Origin of the sequence: Halomonas sp. FeN2, assembly GCF_020595105.1 — a bacterium.
Lineage (GTDB): Bacteria > Pseudomonadota > Gammaproteobacteria > Pseudomonadales > Halomonadaceae > Vreelandella > Vreelandella neptunia.
The window spans coordinates 2,526,882-2,546,269 of the sequence record NZ_CP074200.1 but is presented as its reverse complement, the minus strand read 5'-3'; the positions used below and the strand labels follow the sequence as shown (position 1 = coordinate 2,546,269).

At 49.5% G+C, this 19,388-nt stretch carries 15 protein-coding genes; 7 read left to right on the top strand and 8 right to left on the bottom strand.

Annotated features, from left to right (window positions below; genetic code table 11):
- Positions 1-15: 15 nt before the first annotated feature.
- Positions 16-981 carry a glycosyl transferase family 90 gene (locus tag KF947_RS11685; protein ID WP_227404046.1) on the bottom strand — a complete coding sequence of 322 codons (966 nt, stop codon included), beginning with the start codon at positions 979-981 and terminating at the stop codon, positions 16-18.
- A 41-nt stretch (positions 982-1,022) separates the two neighbouring features.
- On the bottom strand, positions 1,023-2,051 hold the full coding sequence (locus KF947_RS11680; RefSeq protein WP_227404045.1) for a glycosyltransferase family 4 protein: 1,029 nt from the start codon (positions 2,049-2,051) through the stop codon (positions 1,023-1,025).
- Between the two features lie 82 nt (positions 2,052-2,133).
- Here KF947_RS11680 and KF947_RS11675 point away from each other — a divergent pair, with 82 nt between their 5' ends.
- The 4 genes from KF947_RS11675 (at position 2,134) to KF947_RS11660 (ending at position 6,486) form a co-directional block, all read left to right on the top strand.
- Positions 2,134-2,886, top strand: a complete 753-nt coding sequence (locus KF947_RS11675; protein WP_133733114.1) for a glycosyltransferase family 2 protein — start codon at positions 2,134-2,136, stop codon at positions 2,884-2,886.
- A gap of 30 nt (positions 2,887-2,916) precedes the next feature.
- Positions 2,917-4,080, top strand: a complete 1,164-nt coding sequence (locus tag KF947_RS11670) for a glycosyltransferase family 4 protein (protein WP_227404044.1) — start codon at positions 2,917-2,919, stop codon at positions 4,078-4,080.
- On the top strand, positions 4,056-4,760 hold the full coding sequence (locus KF947_RS11665; RefSeq protein WP_227404043.1) for a YrbL family protein: 705 nt from the start codon (positions 4,056-4,058) through the stop codon (positions 4,758-4,760). The genes KF947_RS11670 and KF947_RS11665 overlap by 25 nt, the downstream gene beginning before the upstream one ends.
- Positions 4,761-4,833: 73 nt before the next feature.
- Positions 4,834-6,486 carry a sulfatase-like hydrolase/transferase gene (locus KF947_RS11660; protein ID WP_227404042.1) on the top strand — a complete coding sequence of 551 codons (1,653 nt, stop codon included), beginning with the start codon at positions 4,834-4,836 and terminating at the stop codon, positions 6,484-6,486.
- On the opposite strand, the gene waaF is transcribed toward KF947_RS11660, so the two are convergent.
- Together waaF and rfaD are read right to left on the bottom strand one after the other, a co-directional pair.
- A complete protein-coding gene (gene waaF / locus KF947_RS11655) occupies positions 6,476-7,519 on the bottom strand; it encodes a lipopolysaccharide heptosyltransferase II (RefSeq protein WP_133733118.1) in 1,044 nt (347 codons plus the stop codon). The genes KF947_RS11660 and waaF overlap by 11 nt on opposite strands.
- Entirely contained in the window at positions 7,512-8,468 is a 957-nt protein-coding gene (rfaD, locus tag KF947_RS11650; RefSeq protein ID WP_133733119.1) for an ADP-glyceromanno-heptose 6-epimerase, read from the bottom strand. The genes waaF and rfaD overlap by 8 nt, the downstream gene beginning before the upstream one ends.
- Positions 8,469-8,577: 109 nt before the next feature.
- Here rfaD and glyQ point away from each other — a divergent pair, with 109 nt between their 5' ends.
- From glyQ to gmhB, 3 genes are all read left to right on the top strand, one after another.
- The gene (gene glyQ / locus KF947_RS11645) at positions 8,578-9,549 is read left to right on the top strand and encodes a glycine--tRNA ligase subunit alpha (RefSeq protein ID WP_133733120.1); all 972 of its coding nucleotides are present in this window, start codon (positions 8,578-8,580) and stop codon (positions 9,547-9,549) included.
- Complete coding sequence (gene glyS / locus KF947_RS11640) at positions 9,549-11,615, top strand: glycine--tRNA ligase subunit beta (protein WP_227404041.1); 2,067 nt, start codon at positions 9,549-9,551, stop codon at positions 11,613-11,615. Before glyQ ends, glyS begins: the two co-directional genes overlap by 1 nt.
- Positions 11,616-11,780: 165 nt before the next feature.
- A complete protein-coding gene (gene gmhB / locus KF947_RS11635; RefSeq protein ID WP_133733122.1) occupies positions 11,781-12,329 on the top strand; it encodes a D-glycero-beta-D-manno-heptose 1,7-bisphosphate 7-phosphatase in 549 nt (182 codons plus the stop codon).
- A gap of 225 nt (positions 12,330-12,554) precedes the next feature.
- Here the strand turns inward: gmhB and gyrB are convergent, their stop codons facing one another.
- The 4 genes from gyrB to dnaA all read right to left on the bottom strand — a co-directional run bounded on the left by gyrB (position 12,555) and on the right by dnaA (position 18,889).
- Positions 12,555-14,975: a DNA topoisomerase (ATP-hydrolyzing) subunit B gene (gene gyrB, locus KF947_RS11630; RefSeq protein ID WP_133733123.1), complete on the bottom strand. Its 2,421-nt coding sequence runs from the start codon at positions 14,973-14,975 to the stop codon at positions 12,555-12,557.
- Positions 14,976-15,029: 54 nt separating this feature from the next.
- On the bottom strand, positions 15,030-16,133 hold the full coding sequence (recF, locus tag KF947_RS11625; RefSeq protein ID WP_227404040.1) for a DNA replication/repair protein RecF: 1,104 nt from the start codon (positions 16,131-16,133) through the stop codon (positions 15,030-15,032).
- A 125-nt stretch (positions 16,134-16,258) separates the two neighbouring features.
- On the bottom strand, positions 16,259-17,362 hold the full coding sequence (gene dnaN / locus KF947_RS11620; RefSeq protein WP_133733125.1) for a DNA polymerase III subunit beta: 1,104 nt from the start codon (positions 17,360-17,362) through the stop codon (positions 16,259-16,261).
- A 60-nt stretch (positions 17,363-17,422) separates the two neighbouring features.
- Entirely contained in the window at positions 17,423-18,889 is a 1,467-nt protein-coding gene (gene dnaA / locus KF947_RS11615) for a chromosomal replication initiator protein DnaA (protein WP_035582418.1), read from the bottom strand.
- Between the last annotated feature and the right edge of the window lie 499 nt (positions 18,890-19,388).

Genomic DNA, 19,388 nt, shown 5'->3' with positions numbered 1-19,388 from the left:
GGTTCACAGTCGTGCTTACAACTGTCCAGTCTTTTCAAAATATTTTTGCATTACTAAAAGGCCAATGAGGTGTTCTTGCTGATAATTTAAAAATGGTTTTACATAATCATTAGCATTTTGAATTATTTGCTTTGCCTCACCAAGGTGGCAAGAGTAATAAGCCATCTTCTCTTCTAAATCTGAGTAGTCATCAGCTACCTCAACGTAGTGATAGCCCGGTTTAAGCACTCCTTCCATAAACCAAGTCTCATACTTAGGCTTAGCCATAAAACATAAAGAGTTAGAGGCCATAATCCACTTGAGATTCGTCGCCACATCATTACCCTCTATACTCAGTATAAATTTATACTGCAATTGTTCACTAATACTCATAAACGGGCGTGCACAGGGATCACCTTGGACACCTTTACGTGTGTCTCCTACATCACACAGGGGGTGAGCGTAATACTGTTTAACAAATGCCTGACGGTGCGACTGATGACAGGCCCCACGCCACACCAGCTTATCTCTCTTTTCGTCAAAGCTTAGCGGATCGTTAACAAAATAATAATGTCTCACTCGGTTTAATTTCAGTAGGATAGAGTACTGATTATCTCGAGTAATGGGGCGGCTTTTTACAAAAGCAGGCTCTTGAGGTACGTTACGAACATCACCTGGTAAGAAATGGAATTGTAAGGACTCATTAAACCTCAACAAATAGCGTTTCATATCGATATAGTAAGACCAGCTTTTTTGTTTGGAAAAACTGCCGACTCTTTCCGCTTGCTGATTAAGGACACTCTGTCCAGAGAGCTTGTTATAGTAATTAACTCGACTTTCAATATAATATCGATCTCTACCTAGCGGCATTCTATTAAATGCATTGAGAATTTTTCTCTGCTCATAGTGATAGTATCTTTTAGGCAAGCCAATTTCAAAAACACCTTTACCGTAAAACAAAAATTTATGCTTGTTTGCTTTCCATCGTTTTTTCAAGGACATAAGCTTTAGCCTATACTGTCATAAGAAGTGTCACAGGAGCACTATATGGAGCGGTATAACGGCAAGTAAGCTGCGGCCATTGCATCAGGAGAGTAGTTCTCCAATTGAGCAAAAGCCCTATAAGATAATTCAGCCCTAAGCCGGCTATCATTCATCATTCTCTTGATACCATCGGCTAGCATTGCGGCATTATTTGGGGGCACTAAAAGACCCGTCTGTTCATGCGTTATTATATCAGGAATTCCCCCTACGTCGCTGGCAATAATGGAGACTTTAGCACTCATTATATCTAGGAGTACCGACCCTAATCCTTCATTCCGTGAAGGAAAGGCAAAAAGATCCAATGCTGGCATATAGTCACCAATATTGGCTTTGAAGCCCAACCAACGAACATTACTTAAAGATTCGCTCTCCTGTTGAAGCTTATGCTCATCTTCCCCCTTTCCAAAAAATACAAACAGCACCTCTGGATACGTTTTTTCAAACTGTCGAGCCACCTCTAGCAGTACTCTCTGCCCCTTATGGCGATCCACCAATGCCCCAATATGTCCCACAATAAAGCGTCCTGGGTACGTATCACGTATTTTTTTTGCAACATCAGGATTATGGCGAACAGGTGTATATGCACTTGCGATAACAAATATTGATCGCGGCACTAACGCATTAATCTCACGGGCAATGACATTTGAAATGGCGACACAACAGTGGGCGTAACGATAAAAAACCTTATTACTCCATTTACGTTTAATAGGGGTATCAACTCGGCGAGTAATAATATAAGGCGTACGAAACAGCACGCTATGTAGCCATGCCCAATGAACCGCTTTTGCCTCATGCGCATGGATAATCCCCCCCTTACCAGCCTGCCAATGGCCCGCTAATTGATGATTAGCATTAACAAATTCAACATCGGGAGTATCTGCTAGCTCAGCACGCAGCGGTGATGATGGCTGGCATACGAGCGTCTGGCGCCCTATCTCATCCTGTTTGGCTAATGCTTGTATCAACAGGACTGTTTGGCGTTCACCACCACGAAAGCCTCTGGCCAGATTGACATGAATGATGTGCAAAAGCGCCTCACGGGGGATATGGTAAATACAAAGCCGCTATAATAGCACCCACTACCTACTCACTAACAGGATCGGTATAATTATGCCCGCTGGCGTTAGCGTTGTTATCATCACTCGAAATGCAGCCTCGACGTTGAGACATACGCTGGATGCGCTGCAATGCTTCGAAAACGTTGTGATTTATGATAACGGATCCAGCGACGAGACCTTACCTATTGCAGCAAGCTATCCAAACGTTTCCCTTTACGAAGGTGATTTTCTAGGCTTCGGACCTACTAAACGTCATGCCGTTTCCTTAGCTAAACACGATTGGATACTCTCACTGGATGCAGACGAGGCCCCCTCAAAAGCGCTCATTGAGTCGCTTACATCTTGGGTCAATAGCGCATCACCCAATGACCTTGGTGAAATAGTGCGCGAGAACTGGATGATGGGGCAACCTGTTCGCTACTCTGGATGGGGTAATGACTGGCTCATTCGGGTATTCAATCGTCGCAATCATAATTTTAATGACGCCATGGTTCATGAAGCAATCGCTGTAAGCAGCGTTAGCCGGATACAGCGCTTATCGGGTAGTATTGAACATACGGCTGTTACGGATTTATCGCAGTTTTTAGAAAAAATTAATCGTTACTCTACTCTTCGCGCTGAGTCAGGAAAGCTTAAGATTTATTCAGTGCCGGTCATTTTTTTCAAAGCACTATTCGCTTTTCTGCGCACCTATTTTTTACAGCAAGCTTGGCGCGATGGATGGAGAGGGCTAGTGATAGCAGTATCGAATGCTAACGGCGTATTTTGGAAATATATGAAAAATTATTTGAAGGCTAGACATTAATTTTTAAAACCACTATCAGCAGGTTCTATCATGGAAGAGGTGCCAACCGCCGTTATTGCTATTCGTAAATTGAATAAGACTACTGGCGCAGCAAGAATTGCTTTGCAACAAATTTCTATTTTGAAAAGTATGGGTTATCGGGTCAAAGTTATATGCGAAAAAGCTAATAAAAAAACGGTAGCTTCCTATGGCGCGGATTTGAAGATCATTCCCAAGCTTCCTCTAAGCAGCTTCATAAGACGACTTTGGTTCAGCAAACGTGCAAATGCTTGGTGTCGTCAGCACAGACCTTCACTTGTGATTAGCCATGGAGATATGGAAAATTCAGATATCATTTATATGCATAATTGCATCGACTTAGCGCAGGAAATTATGTGCCCACATGTCGTTGGCAATCAAAGTGACGTATCCAAAATACATCATAGAGTTTTGCAAAAAAGTAAATACAAACTCGTTGTCGCGAACTCTCAAATGATGGCTAATGACTTGATCAAACGCTATAAAATCCCATCGGAAAAAGTTAGCATTTCTTATCCTGGCTTTGACGATCGACAGTTTAACACTTCAGTTAAAACAAGCTCTAGAATGAAACAGCGTGAAGAACTGGGTATTAAAGATAAAGAAAAACTCATAGGACTTATAACCTCGGGAGACTTCAAGAAAAGAAATCTTGACCTCTTTGCCGACATTGCGTATGAGCTAATTCACAACTCAGAGATCACATACCGTTTTTTGGTAATCGGCCAAGGAGATATAACTCCCTATAAAGAAAAAGCTACTAAACTTGGCATTGAAAAGCACTTTACGTGGAAAAAAACCGTTCCTAATGTAGAGTGCTACTATGTTGCTTTAGATGTTTTTGTATTACCTGCTCATATTGAAGAGTTCGGCTGTGTCGTGTTGGAAGCAATGGCGTGCTCAACCATTCCATTAATCTCCGAGCGGGTTGGAGCAGGTGAGTTACTTCAAAATGAATTAAAAGATTTGATTATAAAAGGATATGACTCAAAGGAATGGTTCCAAGCTATTGATAACATAAATCATAGCAATAACAGCAAGATAACAGAAAAATTAGTTAATACTGCAAAAAAATATTCTTACGATTATCAATATAATGTTCTTCAGGGATTGATTTCCCAGCACCTCCAAAATAGCATCAAGGATGAAGCATGTTTTACTCAATTAAAAGAATAGAAAAAGCAATAGAGCATGGCGATGAAATAGTAATTCATGATAATGATATTATATCTTATGGTTCGAATAGGGTTTGTTACTTATACAAGTCCAATCCCACAAAGCTAATAAAAGTTGCCCGGCACCCAGAGGATTGGGAGAGCGATCACAAACAAAGCTTTTCTGAATGGTATGTTTCAAAAAATATCACTTCAAAGGGTATAGAGTGCCGGGTCAGTTTATGCGAAAAGTGGGTACGAACCAATAAGGGGCCTGGTTTGGTGGTAAATAGAATTATTGACAATAAAGGCCAGTCTTTGACGTTAAGAAAACTTCTTTTCAGCAAAGAAATTAGTGTCGAGTCCGCCTTGAATATGATTGAAAAAATTATAAAGAATTTCTCTGAAATTGGCATCCCTGCCTCCGACTTCAATATCGACAACTTCATTTTTGAGGGTGATATTAATAACAGAAAGTTAATAATGGTTGATGGTTTTTCTCCTAAAAATCTTAACTTAAAAACTCATTTGCTTTTGCATAGTAAAGTATTGTCGAATTACTATACCAAGCGGAAATGGCGAAAAACAAAATCGAGATTCACCTATTGCGCAGAAAAAGTTTATGCTGGGAACTATCGCTTTGCGGCAGCGACTCCGCTACACGACATCACTCCTAGATACTCTAATAGCTCACCGAGGTGAATTCGTCATGGGTAATTGATTTAATAGCCAAATGCGCCTGATGACCAACATTCGCTTGATACGTAGGTTACATATGAATCCTCATGCTATTCAAAAAATAGCGATAATAACTATCGGCCTCTGCCTGGGTTATACCGTCACAGTAATGACCCGCCTGCCCTGGTGGACGCTATTTTTTGTAGCCGCAGCATGGATTGGTGTAGGGCATAAGCTACGCTGGGGCCGACCTGCCAACGCCCGTTATCGTAAAATGTGGCCCTGGTCACTGGTACCGTTAAGTCTTTGGGGTGTTTACGTTTACTTGGCGGATAGCTTTGGCATTGTCGATCTGGGTGCGGTGTTTTTTCACCTCCAGGCAGGCATGGCCGAGCATGGTGGCGCAGGCAAAATGATTTCAGCGGTGCTCTATACGTTGATAATGATCGGCGTACTAGCAGCCGTGACGTGGCTATCACGTCACGATCAGCGCTGGCGGTTAGCCGAGCGCTTTTTCGCTATTTTGTTGCTGGCTAGCAACCCGCTACTTTATGGCCTAGGTCAACGCAGCGCGTCGATAGTCACTGATGATGGCGCCTGGCTAGACCGACGCTATAAGCCACCCCCCACTGAACATTTAAGGGACGCACCTAACCTGCTCATCCTATATCTGGAAAGCATAGAACGCACCTACTCCAATGATATATTTGGGGATGCTTACGCCAGCCTCAACGAGTTGGGGAAACGGGGTACCGTCTTTGAGGGCGTGCGTCAGATGGATAATACGGGCTGGACGATGGCGGGCATGATTGCCAGCCAGTGCGGCGTGCCATTGATGCCTGCAGGGCTCCTTCATGACAGCCAGTTTGAGCCTCTTTCCAAGGTTGTCCCTGGCGTCGATTGTTTGGGCGACATCCTTGCTGAACAGGGCTACCAACTAAGCTATCTAGGCGGTGCTAGCACTCAGTTCGCGGGTAAAGGACTTTTCTATCGCGGCCACCAATTCAATACGGTGAAAGGGCGTGAAGATTTAGAGCCCCTGCTAGAGAATCCTGAGTATGTAAATAGCTGGGGCCTCTATGACGACACGCTGTATGACATCACCGCCGATGAAATCCGGCGTTTAGATAAAGAAGATAACGGCCCCTGGGGTGTGGTTAGCCTGAATTTAGCAGGCCATGCCCCCAATGGTTATCCCTCCCAATCATGCGTGGAACGACAAGGTGAGTTTGACGGCCAGGACATTCTTTACTCGGTGGAGTGCGCGACTTGGCTGGCTCAAGATTTGGTTGAACGGTTGGATTCTGAGGGTCTTCTCGATAATACCTTGGTGGTCATACTGAGCGACCATCTGACGATGCGCGTTTCTGTGTGGGATCAATTGACCGCGCTAGACCGCGACAACACGCTGATAATGCTGGGCAACGATATCGAGCCACAGCGTATTCGCCGAGACGCTACCATGCTGGATGTTTTCCCCACGATACTCGATGCGCTGGGCTTTAGTTTAGAGCGCGACCGCGCTGGATTGGGCACTTCGCTTTTCAGCAATAATCGTACGCTGGTAGAGGCCCACGGCATCGAAGTGCTTAATGAGCGTTTACGGGAAGAGACGGCGCTTCAGCACCGCCTTTGGGAGGGCATTTCCCCTCAGCGGCGCGAGCCCGATGAGCCTCCTCAAGAAGCCACTCAAGAGCAAACCCTAGAGACGCCTGCTGACGCGGCAGACGAAGTCGAGCTCATCCATTAACGATCACGCTCTCCCACTGATGAGCCGCGTGAATCTGTTGGTAGACTTGCTCAACGCTGAGCAAATTCAGGCAATTGGTATGCCCCAACGGGCAGGTACGCTGAAAGCAGGGAGAGCAGGAGAGCGCTAGGTAATGAATGACGGCGTTATCGGTCAGCGGCGGTGTGTAGGCGGGCGACGAAGAACCGTACAACGCATGGATACGAACGCCTACCGCTGCGGCCACATGCATTAATCCCGAGTCGTTGGTGACTACCTGTCTGCAGTCCGCCAACAAATCAACTGCATCGGCCAGCTGCGTTTTACCACACAGGTTATGCGCATGGGAAAGCCCCTGTGTGATCTCCTCTCCCGCTGGGTGATCCTTTGCCCCACCGAGTACGCGCACTTCGAACCCCTCTTCCACCAGCCGTTTGGCTAATGCATGAAAATAACTAACCGGCCACTGCTTGGCAGGGCCGTATTCCGCGCCAGGCATCATCCCAATCGCCGAACGCGATGAAAGCGAGTGCGTCAGGCGTAAATTAACCAGATTATCGCGGTCTATCTGCAGGCGTGGCTTAGGCACCGCAAAATCGCCGCTAGCCGCTTCTTCAAGCGGTAAACCCAGCGATACAAAGCGCTTTACCGTTTGATCCAGCACCTGTTTGTCGAGTTTGCGGCGCTCTTTAAGGAGCCCATAGCGATGTTCGCCTAAAAAACCTATACGCTCAGGAATGCGTGCCATAAAGGGAACCAGCGCGGCTTTCCACGAGCGTGGCAGTACAATGGCACGATCAAAACGTCCACGCAGGCGATTGGCGAGTTCACGGCGGCTGGCCAAGCCAAATTCACCGTGCCCCACTGCCAGTGGCAGCACTTCGTCCACTTCGGGCATCCGCTCTAAAATAGGCTGTGACCATGCTGGTGCAACCACGCCTATCGTCGTGCCTGGCTGACGGGCTTTTAGGGTCATAAACAGGCTCTGTGCCATGACCATATCGCCTACCCAAGAGGGGCCAATCACCAGCAAACGCTGAGCTGAGTTAGCCATTTAACCACTCCAAGTAGGCCTTTACCCCTTGAGCAACGGTTTTAAACTCCACATCGCAGCCGCTTTCGCGTAGCTGGCCAATATCAGCACGGGTATAGCTCTGATAACGTCCTTTCAGCTCTTCCGGGAAGGCAATGTAGTCAATCTCACCTTTACCATAAAAGTCGGTAACCGCCTCGCCAATGGCTTTAAAAGGCTCGGCCCGACCGGTGCCAAGATTGAAGATACCTGACTTGTCGGGATGATCTAAAAACCATAGGTTCACATCGACTACATCGCCCACATAAACAAAGTCGCGACTCTGCATGCCTGCCTCGTAGCCGTCATAACCGCCAAACAGCTTGAGCGTTTCGCCATTACGAATTTGCAGATGGTTGTGATAGGCCACACTGGCCATTTTGCCCTTATGCTGTTCACGGGGGCCGTAGACATTAAAATAACGAAAGCCCACTACTTGAGTGGTTAGCTCGCTCCAGCGCGAACGCACGTGCTGATCAAACAGCAGCTTGGAATAGCCGTATACGTTAAGCGGCTTTTCGCACTCGGGCACCTCTTTAAATACCTCGCTGCCGCCATAGGTGGCGGCTGACGAGGCGTATAAAAAAGGAATACTCTGCTGCTCGCAGTAATTAAGCAGCACTTTGGAGTACTCAAAGTTATTTTCCATCATGTAGTGGCCATCCCACTCGGTGGTATCTGAGCAGGCGCCTTCATGGAAAATAGCATCGATCTTAGGTAGCTCGACGTTATCACCGCGCAGGGCAGCTTTTACCCTGGCAAGAAAATCGTCTTTATCGAGATAATCCGCCAGCGTGCAGTCGGCTAAATTGACGAATTTGGTGCCATCGCGTAAATCGTCAACGACCATCACGTCATTTCGACCACGGGCGTTCAATGCTTTGACTATGTTGGCCCCGATAAAACCGGCACCGCCTGTTACCACAATCATACTGTTCTCCTTACCTAAAGCGGCTTGTTGGCATACTTGCCTATAACCCATCTGCCTAGGATTGTATACTTGACGCCTTATGAATTCATGGCCAACGGTGCTTTCCGCGATGAGTGTCTCGACAAACCAATCGACACCTGATGTGTCGACCTTTCAAGGCTTGATCCTTGCTCTGCAGCAGTACTGGGCAGAACAGGGTTGCGTCATCCTGCAACCGCTCGATATGGAAGTCGGCGCGGGCACCTTTCACCCCGCCACCTTCCTGCGAGCGATTGGTCCCGAAAGCTGGAATGCTGCCTATGTACAGCCTTCCCGCCGTCCTACTGACGGCCGCTATGGCGAAAACCCTAACCGCCTCCAGCACTATTACCAATTCCAGGTAGTGATGAAGCCATCACCAAGCAACTTTCAGGATCTCTATCTGGGCTCACTCAAACGCCTGGGTCTCGATCCGCTGGTTCACGATGTGCGCTTTGTCGAAGATAACTGGGAATCCCCTACCCTCGGCGCCTGGGGCCTGGGCTGGGAAATCTGGTTAAACGGTATGGAAGTAACCCAGTTTACCTACTTTCAGCAGGCCGGTGGCATCGAATGCTACCCGGTCACCGGCGAACTGACCTATGGGCTTGAGCGTATCGCCATGTACCTGCAGGACGTCGACAGTGTTTATGACCTGGTTTGGGCCATTGCCCCCGATGGCAGCAAAGTGACTTATGGCGATGTTTATCTGCAAAACGAGCGTGAACAGTCCGCCTACAATTTCGAACATGCCGATGTTGACCAGCTATTTGCTAACTTTGACCACCAGGAAAAAGAGTGTGGCAAGCTGCTCGTCGCCAGCCTGCCGCTGCCGGCCTACGAACAAGTTCTGAAGGCATCGCACACATTCAACCTGTTGGATGCCCGTCACGCCATCTCGGTCACCGAGCGTCAGCGCTTTATACTGCGCGTTCGCACCATGGCTCGGGATGTCGCCACTGCTTACTTTGAGTCGCGTAAGGCCGAAGGTTTCCCCATGGCGCCAGAAATTCTTCGCCGAGAACTGTTACAAGAGCTACTCGCCGATCAGGGAGACGACTAATGGCTGTTAATACGCTTTTACTAGAACTCGGTGCAGAAGAGCTACCGCCCACGGCCCTGGACGCTCTTTCCGACGCCTTCGCCGCAAGCATTGAGAAAGGCCTGCAAGAAGCCGATGTTCCCTTCGCCAGCGTTACCGCTTTTGCGACGCCACGGCGTTTAGCGGTGCAGGTGCATGAACTGGCCGATAAACAGCCTGACCGTGACGTTGAGCGCCGTGGCCCGGCGCTGGCAGCTGCCTTTAAGGATGGCGTTGCCACTAAAGCCGCGGAAGGCTTTGCCCGCTCTTGCGGGGTGAGCGTCGATGAGCTAATTCATTTAGAAACCGATAAAGGTACTTGGTTAGGTTTCCGTGAGCAGCAGCAGGGAGAGTCAATTCAAGCACTGCTGCCCGAGATTATCCGCAAATCAATCAGCACCCTCCCCGTGCCTAAAAACATGCGCTGGGGCGCTTCACGGGTTGAATTTTCCCGCCCCGTACACTGGCTGGTAGCCATCTACGGTAGCGACGTAGTGGCCGCCGAGGCACTGGGTCTAGAGGCTAGCTGTACCACCTACGGACACCGCTTCCACGCCCCTGATGCTATTCAGCTGGCGCACGCCGATGAGTATGTGGCGACGCTGGAAAATGCCTATGTACTGGTGGATCGTGAGCAACGTCGCGAGCGCATCCGCGAACAGGTATTAGCAGAGGCCGAAGTGCAGGAGGCCAATGCGGTTATCGACGAAGAGCTTCTAGTAGAAGTGAGCGGCTTGGTGGAATGGCCAGTCGCCCTTACCGGTAGCTTCGATGAACGCTTTCTGGAAGTACCCGCCGAGTGCTTGATCTCCTCAATGCAGGCTAACCAAAAATATTTTCACCTGCTGGACGACGCGGGCAAGCTAAAACCGCTATTTATCACCGTTGCCAATATCGACAGCGCTGACCCCGACCAGGTCATTGCCGGTAATGAGAAAGTCATTCGCCCGCGCTTAGCCGATGCAGCGTTTTTCTACGATACCGACCGCAAGCGCACATTAGCCTCGCGCATACCGCAGTTAGAGAGCGTGGTATTCCAGCAGCAGCTTGGCACCCTGGCGGATAAAGCTCGCCGCAGTTCGGTTATTGCGACGTTTATTGCCGAGCGTATCAATGGCAACGAAGCTCACGCCCAGCGCGCCGTGGCGCTCGCCAAGTGTGACCTTGTGACTGAGATGGTGCTCGAATTCCCTGAGCTCCAGGGCATTATGGGACGCTACTATGCTCAGCAGGATGGCGAACCCGCGGAAGTTGCCCAAGCCCTTGAGGAGCAGTACCTGCCCCGCTTTGCAACTGATACGATTCCCCAAAGTGCTACAGGCAAAGCATTAGCCCTGGCGGATCGCCTGGATACCCTGGTAGGCATCTTCGGGATTGGCCAACGTCCAACCGGTGCGAAAGATCCTTTCGCGTTACGTCGCGCTTCGATTGGCGTGCTTAACATTCTGGTCAAAGGCGAGTTGGATCTTGACCTTCGCGAGCTGCTTACGGTTGCCTCTGAGCAGCACCAGGGCCTCCCCAAGGCTGAGGGATTGGTTGAGGACGTGCTGACGTACATGCTGGATCGCTTCCGCGCCTGGGGCCAGGAAGAAGGTATCAGCGCGGAGATGTACCTTGCCGTACGTGCACGCCCAGTCACAAACCCGCTCGACTTCGCTCGCCGCTTGCGCGCGGTGAAGGCCTTTGCTCAGCGTGACGAAGCATCAGCGTTGGCAGCTGCTAACAAGCGCGTTTCGAATATTTTAGGCAAGCAGGAGCATGACGGCAGCACAGAGGTCGATCAACACTTGCTGCAGGAAGATGCCGAGCGGGCGCTGTTCGACGCTGTGACAGGTAGCCAAGCACAGGTGGCACCACTATTTGCTGCCGGTGACTACCAGCGTGCACTCGACTCACTTGCCACACTACGCGATCCAGTGGATGCCTTCTTTGATCAGGTGATGGTGATGGCGGACGACCCGGCTATTCAGCGTAATCGATTGGCGCTTCTTGCTTGCCTTCAAGCGCTGTTTTTAGAAGTCGCCGATATATCGCTGCTCCCTCAGTAGTCGTCGACTAATTTGTTCGCAACCCAAGCCCAGCCCTACCGGCTGGGCTTTTTACTGCTTGGGGTATAGGTGTTTCACGTGAAACATCTTTGCTAGATCGGGGTAAAATATTCATTCATCTCGCGGGCAGCATGCATCGCCGGCAACCGTACAAATAGGATCACTATGCTAAGTGCAGATAACCTTGTCATCTTGGATCGAGACGGCGTCATCAACCATGACTCTGATAACTACATCAAATCTCTCGACGAGTGGGTGCCCTACCCCTCTTCAGTCACTGCCATTGCCCGCCTCACTCGCACGGGATACACCGTTGCCGTCGCAACGAATCAATCAGGCATTGCCCGAGGCTATTATGATGAAGCAACCCTCCATGCGATGCATGAACACTTAATTTCGTTAGTAGAAGCGGAAGGCGGGCATATTGCTCATATTGCTTACTGCCCCCATGTGCCAAATGATAATTGCCAATGCCGTAAACCATTGCCAGGAATGCTAATACAGATCCAGCAGATCCTGGGGCTAGAAAGTTTAACGGGAAGCTGGATGGTCGGAGATAGTCTACGGGATATTCAGGCGGGCGAGGCAGTAGGCTGTAAAACAGCGCTGGTGAGAACCGGAAAAGGAGTTAAGACGGAGCAAAAAGGCGTTGGCCTTGAAAAAACCAAGGTCTTCGATGATTTAGCGCAATTTGTTGAGTGGCTCATTAAATAGCTAAACGACACCGAGTTGAAGAGTTATAACCGCTTTATGTTGCCTGCAAAACTTTGCCTAAAAGGAACTACCCTCTCCTGCTAAAGCATGCTGCTAATTTATTTACCAATAAAAGCGCCGCTATGGAATACATAGCGGCGCTTTTCATAGTGACATTAAATCATGTTAAGGCAAGACTCGTTAACGTAGTGTTTCACGTGAAACACTTGCTAGCACATCCATATCTTACACGTCTAAATTCGCCACCAGTGCGTTGGTCTCAATAAAGTCACGACGCGGCTCAACGTCATCACCCATCAGGGTGTTGAACATCATATCAGCCCCCACGGCATCTTCAATCGTCACCCGCAGCATGCGGCGGCTATCGGGATCCATGGTGGTATCCCAGAGCTGATCTGGGTTCATTTCACCCAAGCCCTTATAACGCTGCACAGATAGCCCACGCTGGCCCTCTTGCATTAGCCATGCCAGCACTTCTGAGAAGTGCGACACAGGCTTCTGACGCTCACCACGGGCAATAAAGGCGCCCTCTTCCAGAAAGCCATCCAGGGTTTCGCCCAGCTCAGCGATACCGCGATAGTCGGCACTTTCAAAGAAATCAAGACCCCACCTATACTCAGTCGTCACACCGTGAGCAACCAGCGAGACGGTGGGTAGGAAAAGTCCACGCTCAGAATCTTCTTGAAGATGGAAGTGGTAACGAGGCCCGCCTTCATAGGCAACCATATCATCCATTATCTTCTGGAGTTCATCAATCCAGTTCTGCATGGTCACACGGTCTTTCAGGCTCTCTTCACCCTTCAGTGCCGAAGCATGAACGATTTGCTTAAGCACTTCATTGGGATATACCCGCGACAAGCGATCAATCCGCTTCATCACATTGCGGTACTGGTTCACTAACGCTTCAAGCTGCGAACCGGAAATACCTGGTGCATTCGCGTTAACATGCAGGCCTGCACCATCCAAGGCCGTGGTGGTTAAATAATCCACCATTGCCTGTTCATCTTTCAGGTAAAGCTCTTGCTTGCCGCGCTTAATTTTATAAAGGGGTGGTTGCGCGATAAAGATATGACCACGCTCTATCAACTCCGGCATCTGACGGAAGAAGAACGTCAACAGCAGCGTTCGAATGTGCGAACCATCGACATCGGCATCGGTCATGATAATAACCGAGTGGTAACGCAACTTATCAGGATTAAACTCTTCACGGCCAATACCACAGCCCAGCGCCGTGATTAGCGTGCCCACCTCTGCAGAGGAGAGCATTTTATCAAAACGCGCTTTTTCAACGTTCAGGATTTTACCTTTGAGCGGCAAAATAGCCTGAGTACGGCGGTCGCGGCCCTGTTTGGCACTGCCACCTGCCGAGTCACCCTCCACCAAGTAAAGCTCTGACTGGCTGGGGTCTTTTTCTTGGCAATCCGCCAACTTGCCAGGTAAACCGGCAATATCCAACGCGCCTTTACGGCGGGTCATATCCCGCGCTTTGCGTGCTGCCTCACGTGCGCGGGCGGCATCCAGCATCTTATTAACGATCGCTTTGGCTTCATTAGGCTTTTCAACAAGATACTCGGAAAAGAGACGGCTCATTTCCTGCTCAACTGCTGTCTTCACTTCGCTGGAGACTAGCTTATCTTTTGTTTGAGACGAAAACTTAGGATCCGGAACCTTAACTGAAATAATAGCCGTTAGCCCCTCACGAGCATCATCGCCCGTGGTATTCACCTTGGCTTTTTTCAGCAGGTTTTCAGCTTCAATATAGTTATTGAGCGTACGGGTAAGACCTGCCCGGAACCCCGCCAAGTGCGCGCCGCCGTCTCGCTGAGGAATATTATTGGTATAGCAGAAAATGTTTTCAGTGAAGGCTTCGCTCCACTGCATGGCTACCTCTACTTCAACGCCATCATCACGAACAGCGTTAAAGTGGAATACTGGGTTAATCACACTTTTATTGGTATTGAGGTGATCAACAAAGGCTCTCAAACCACCTTCGTAGTGAAACAGCTCTTCTTTGCCGCTGCGCTCATCCAGCAAGCGGATAGCCACACCGGAGTTCAAGAAGGAGAGTTCGCGTAGCCGTTTGGCTAAAATATCAAAATGGAACTCGATATTACCAAAGGTTTCTGGCGATGGGCGAAAGTGAACCCGGGTACCGCTTTTTTCGGTTTTGCCCACAACGCCCAGTGGCGCTTGAGGAACACCGTGACGGTACATTTGTTCGAATACTTCACCCTGACGCCAAATCGTTAGGCGCAGCTCAGCGGAAAGCGCATTGACAACAGAGACACCGACGCCGTGCAAACCACCGGAAACCTTGTAGGAGTTATCATCGAATTTACCGCCTGCGTGCAGAACCGTCATAATAACTTCTGCAGCGGAAACACCTTCCCCTTCATGAAGCTCGGTAGGTACGCCACGGCCGTTATCACTCACGGTGACCGACTCATCGGGGTGGATGACAACGCGAATTTCACTGCAATGCCCAGCCAATGCTTCGTCGATGGAGTTATCCACCAATTCGAAAACCATGTGGTGGAGACCAGTACCGTCGTCGGTGTCACCAATATACATTCCTGGCCGCTTACGTACCGCGTCCAGTCCCTTGAGCACCTTGATGCTTGATGAATCGTAAGCCTGCTCGCTCATTGACCACTCCGTTGTGAAGTCTGTCTCATCCTGTATCGTCCTACCCTTTCTGCATTAGTCGGCTTTCTCTAAATCACTAAGCCCCTCTTTGCCATGTTTCACGTGAAACATTTTTACAGGGGTATCAGTGCGCCAGGCATTCTTTAATGTAGAAGGTTCGACACTGGTAATAAATGCTTGGCACTGCATATCTTCGAGTAAACCACAAAACTGATAACGATTTTGCTCGTCAAGTTCTGCGGGCAAATCGTCGATAAGATAAATACAGTGCCGCTGTGCTGTTCTTTCCAGAAACCGCCCTTGGGCAAGCTTTAATGCACTCACCACTAACTTTTGCTGGCCTCTGGAAAGCACTTCTACAGCAGGCTGTTTGTTTATCCTGATACGTAAGTCAGCGCGCTGCGGTCCTTGCTGAGTAAACCCCATCTGCTGATCAGTTGGTCGACTATCATGTAACACCGCTGCAAGAGATCGATCTTTATCCCAACCTCTAGCGTAGTGAAGCGACAATCCCGGCAAGGGAAGCAACACCTTAAGGGTCTCTTCAAAGACGGGCAAAAAATCACTAAACCAAGCACGGCGCAACGTATCCATCTGTTCACCCCAAGTGGCTAGCTCCTGCTCCCACACCACCATTTCCTGAGGCTGTATTCTACCACGCCTGAGAAGTGCATTCCGATGTTTCAACGCACGTCGTGTGCGCTTCCAGATGGCTAAAAAGTCATGTTTAACGTGAAACACGCCCCAGTCGAGAAACTCACGACGTCCGGCTGGAGAACCTTCCAGCAATCGAAAAGCATCTGGGTTAATTAATTGAAGTGGCATCGCCTCTACCAACTCCGCCAACCGAGCGTTTTTATCACCCTTTAAACGTAGTTCCAGCTCTCTCTGAGCACGCAAACGGCGCACACCAAGGGTAATCTCAGGCTCTCCACTTAACCGTCCGTACAGCGTCATATACGGCTTATCCGTTTGAATGGCGTGTTTTAACTGACGAGTGCGAAAAGAGCGCCCCATGCCTAGGATATGCACCCCCTCCAACAGGCTGGTTTTGCCGCTGCCATTAGCACCGCTAATGACATTGATATGCGAAGAGGGCGTTATCTCAACGGGTTGGAGATTGCGCAAAGCGTGGAAATTAAGCAGTGTCAGGCTCATCCTATTATCACCACTTAAAATATCCTCGAAAAAAGGGAGTATACCAACGCGTTAGCGGCGCTTCTGCTACCAGAAGCGCCGCTAACGTAGCTTGCTTACGTATTGCTGCTACACACCCAAATCGTTTACAGGCGCATCGGCATAACGACATAAAGTGCATCACCGCCGCCGGGCTCTTCCAGCAGCGCGCTACTGTTGGGGTCGGCCAGGGTAATCTGCACGCGCTCCTCATTTAGCACTGTCAGCACATCAACTAAATAGCCGACGTTAAAACCAACTTCCATTGCCCCGCCATTATACTCAACAGCGATATTCTCCTCCGCTTCTTCCTGCTCGGGATTGTTGGCCATTACCTTAAGGTTGTTCTCCTCAAGATAAAGGCGCACGCCACGGTACTTCTCATTAGAGAGGATGGCAGTACGTGAAAGTACTTGGCGAAGCTCCGCGCGCTCGGCAATCAGTACTTTATCGCCATTGCGCGGCACAACACGCTCATAATCAGGAAATTTACCGTCGATTAACTTGGAGGTGAAAGTAAAGTCACCGGTATGAGCACGCACATGGCTGGAGCCAAGCGTCAGGCTGACAGGCTCATCGCTATCGTCTAGCAAGCGCGAAAGCTCTAGAATCCCCTTCCGAGGCACAATCAGCTTTTGAGACTGGCTAACAGAGACTTCGATTGGCCGCGAACACATCGCCAAGCGGTGCCCGTCTGTAGCGACCGTGCGAAGTAAATTGCTTTGAATTTCCAGCAACATACCGTTGAGGTAATAACGCACGTCTTGCTGCGCCATGGCAAACGAGGTCGCTTCAATCAGATGCTTCAAGGTTCCACGGGGTACACTAATCTCCTGGCTACCGTCCGCATCTTCAATATTGGGAAATTCAGCGACCGGGAGAGTCGACAACGTAAAACGGGAGCGACCACTGCGCAGTACCGCGCGGCCCTCTTCAACGGCAAGCTGAATATCAGACTGATCGGGCAATGATTTACAGATATCCATCAGCTTACGGGCAGGCACTGTCGCGGAGCCCGCCTGATCGACCTGGCTTGCCACTGTGCGGCCCACGAGCTCGACTTCTAAGTCAGTGCCGGTGAGCGATACCTGGTCACCCTCTACCTGAATCAGCACATTAGACAGTACTGGCAGCGTCTGACGGCGCTCAACAACACCAGCGACCAGAGTCAGCGGACGTAGCAGCGCCTCTCGGGAAATCGAAAATTTCATCAATACTCCGGTTCTATATCCTGAAAGACCTGCGCATAACAGGCCCGTCCCATGGGATGATTAACTGGTCAACAGGCGCAGTAAATTCTTGTAATCCTCACGAATATCCGCGCTCTCTTCCTGCAATGATTTCACTTTTCGGCAAGCATGCAACACCGTTGTGTGGTCACGCCCACCAAAGGCATCGCCAATCTCAGGCAAGCTGTGATTGGTGAGCTCTTTAGCGAGCGCCATCGCCACCTGACGAGGGCGGGCAACCGAGCGTGAACGGCGCTTGGAGAGTAGATCCGCCACCTTAATTTTGTAATATTCTGCGACCGTGCGCTGAATATTATCTACCCCTACCTGCTTATCCTGAAGCGCTAACAGGTCTTTTAGAGACTCACGAATAAAGTCCTGGGTAATCGTTTTACCCATGAAGTGCGAATCAGCAATGACCTTTTTCAGCGCACCTTCCAATTCGCGCACGTTGGAACGAATTTTCTGCGCAATGAAGAAAGCCGCATCATGAGGCAAATCGACCTTAGCTTGGTCGGCCTTTTTCATCAAGATGGCCACACGGGTTTCAAGCTCTGGCGGCTCTATCGCGACCGTAAGGCCCCAACCAAAGCGTGATTTCAGGCGCTCCTCTACCCCACTGATCTCTTTAGGATAGCGATCAGAGGTGAGAATCATTTGCTGACCACCTTCTAATAACGCATTGAAGGTATGAAAAAACTCTTCTTGAGACCGCTCTTTTCCAGCAAAAAACTGAATATCATCAATAAGTAACGCATCAACACTGCGATAAAAACGCTTAAAATCATTAATCGCATTAAGCTGGAGCGCTTTAACCATATCGGCGACAAACCGCTCTGAGTGCAGGTATACCACCCGGGCGTTCTCACGCCGGGTTGCCAATGCGTTCCCCACCGCATGCATTAAGTGGGTTTTACCCAGGCCTACACCACCGTATAAAAACAATGGGTTATAAGCACCGCCAGGATTTTCAGACACCTGGCGGGAGGCGGCGCGAGCCAATTGGTTCGATTTACCTTCTACAAACGTATCGAAAGTAAAATTCGGATTAAGCCCGCTGCCATGTTTCAGACTGCCTTCTACCTGTACCTGACGTTCATTATTACGTCGACTCGGCGCTTCATCGCGCAGTCTATCGATTTCGCGCTCATCGGCGATATCGCCGCGGGGCGGCGTATGTACCGCAGGCGATGCTGGCCGCGACGGTGAAGCCGATACAGGATTACCTAAATCACGATGCTGAGGGGCCTGGGTGGCCAAGCGGCGACTACCCACCGTCAGGCTTACCTTTGGCGGTTTGGCCGGTGCAAGTTCTCGCATCAGCTCACTAATCCGCTTGGCATACTTATCGCTCACCCAATCGCGCACAAAACGATTCGGCGCCAATAAGCGCAGCTCGTTGGACTCTCCTTCTTCTGCCTGCAGCGGGCGTATCCAGGTATTGAACTGCTGTGAATTCAGCTCATCCTGCAGGTTGTCCAGGCACTGTTGCCAAAGCGTCAGTGACACTCATCTCACCATCGGTTGAAAACGGCCGACCATTGTAGCGCCCAAAGCCTCGGTTATCCACACGGGTTTACCCCTCAATCTTGGCCTGTGGACAACTTACAGTGAGCCTATGGGAAAACCTTGTGGAGGGAAGGGGACAATTGTTAAAAAGGTGTCTTATAAACGGGTTAATCACATCTAGCCAACACCTTGTGGACGGCTTATACGGGACTTACACACAGATTTTTTATTATCATAGGCCATTGAAAAGTAATAGTTAAAAACACTTATCCACAAATAGTATCCCCACTATTAATAACAACAGGTTTAGAACTACCTATTAGTAATAATAGTGACTTCATTAATCGTTACTCTCAGCGTATTAAGCACGCTGGCTGAGGTGTGTTAACGCTTTTATGCAAGGAAAAATTGCACCGAGCAGAGGAAGTCTCTACAATTTCCGGTCTTGAATTGAATCTCCCCGGCTAGTTCCTCACTGGACCGGGCTTTTTGGAATTCA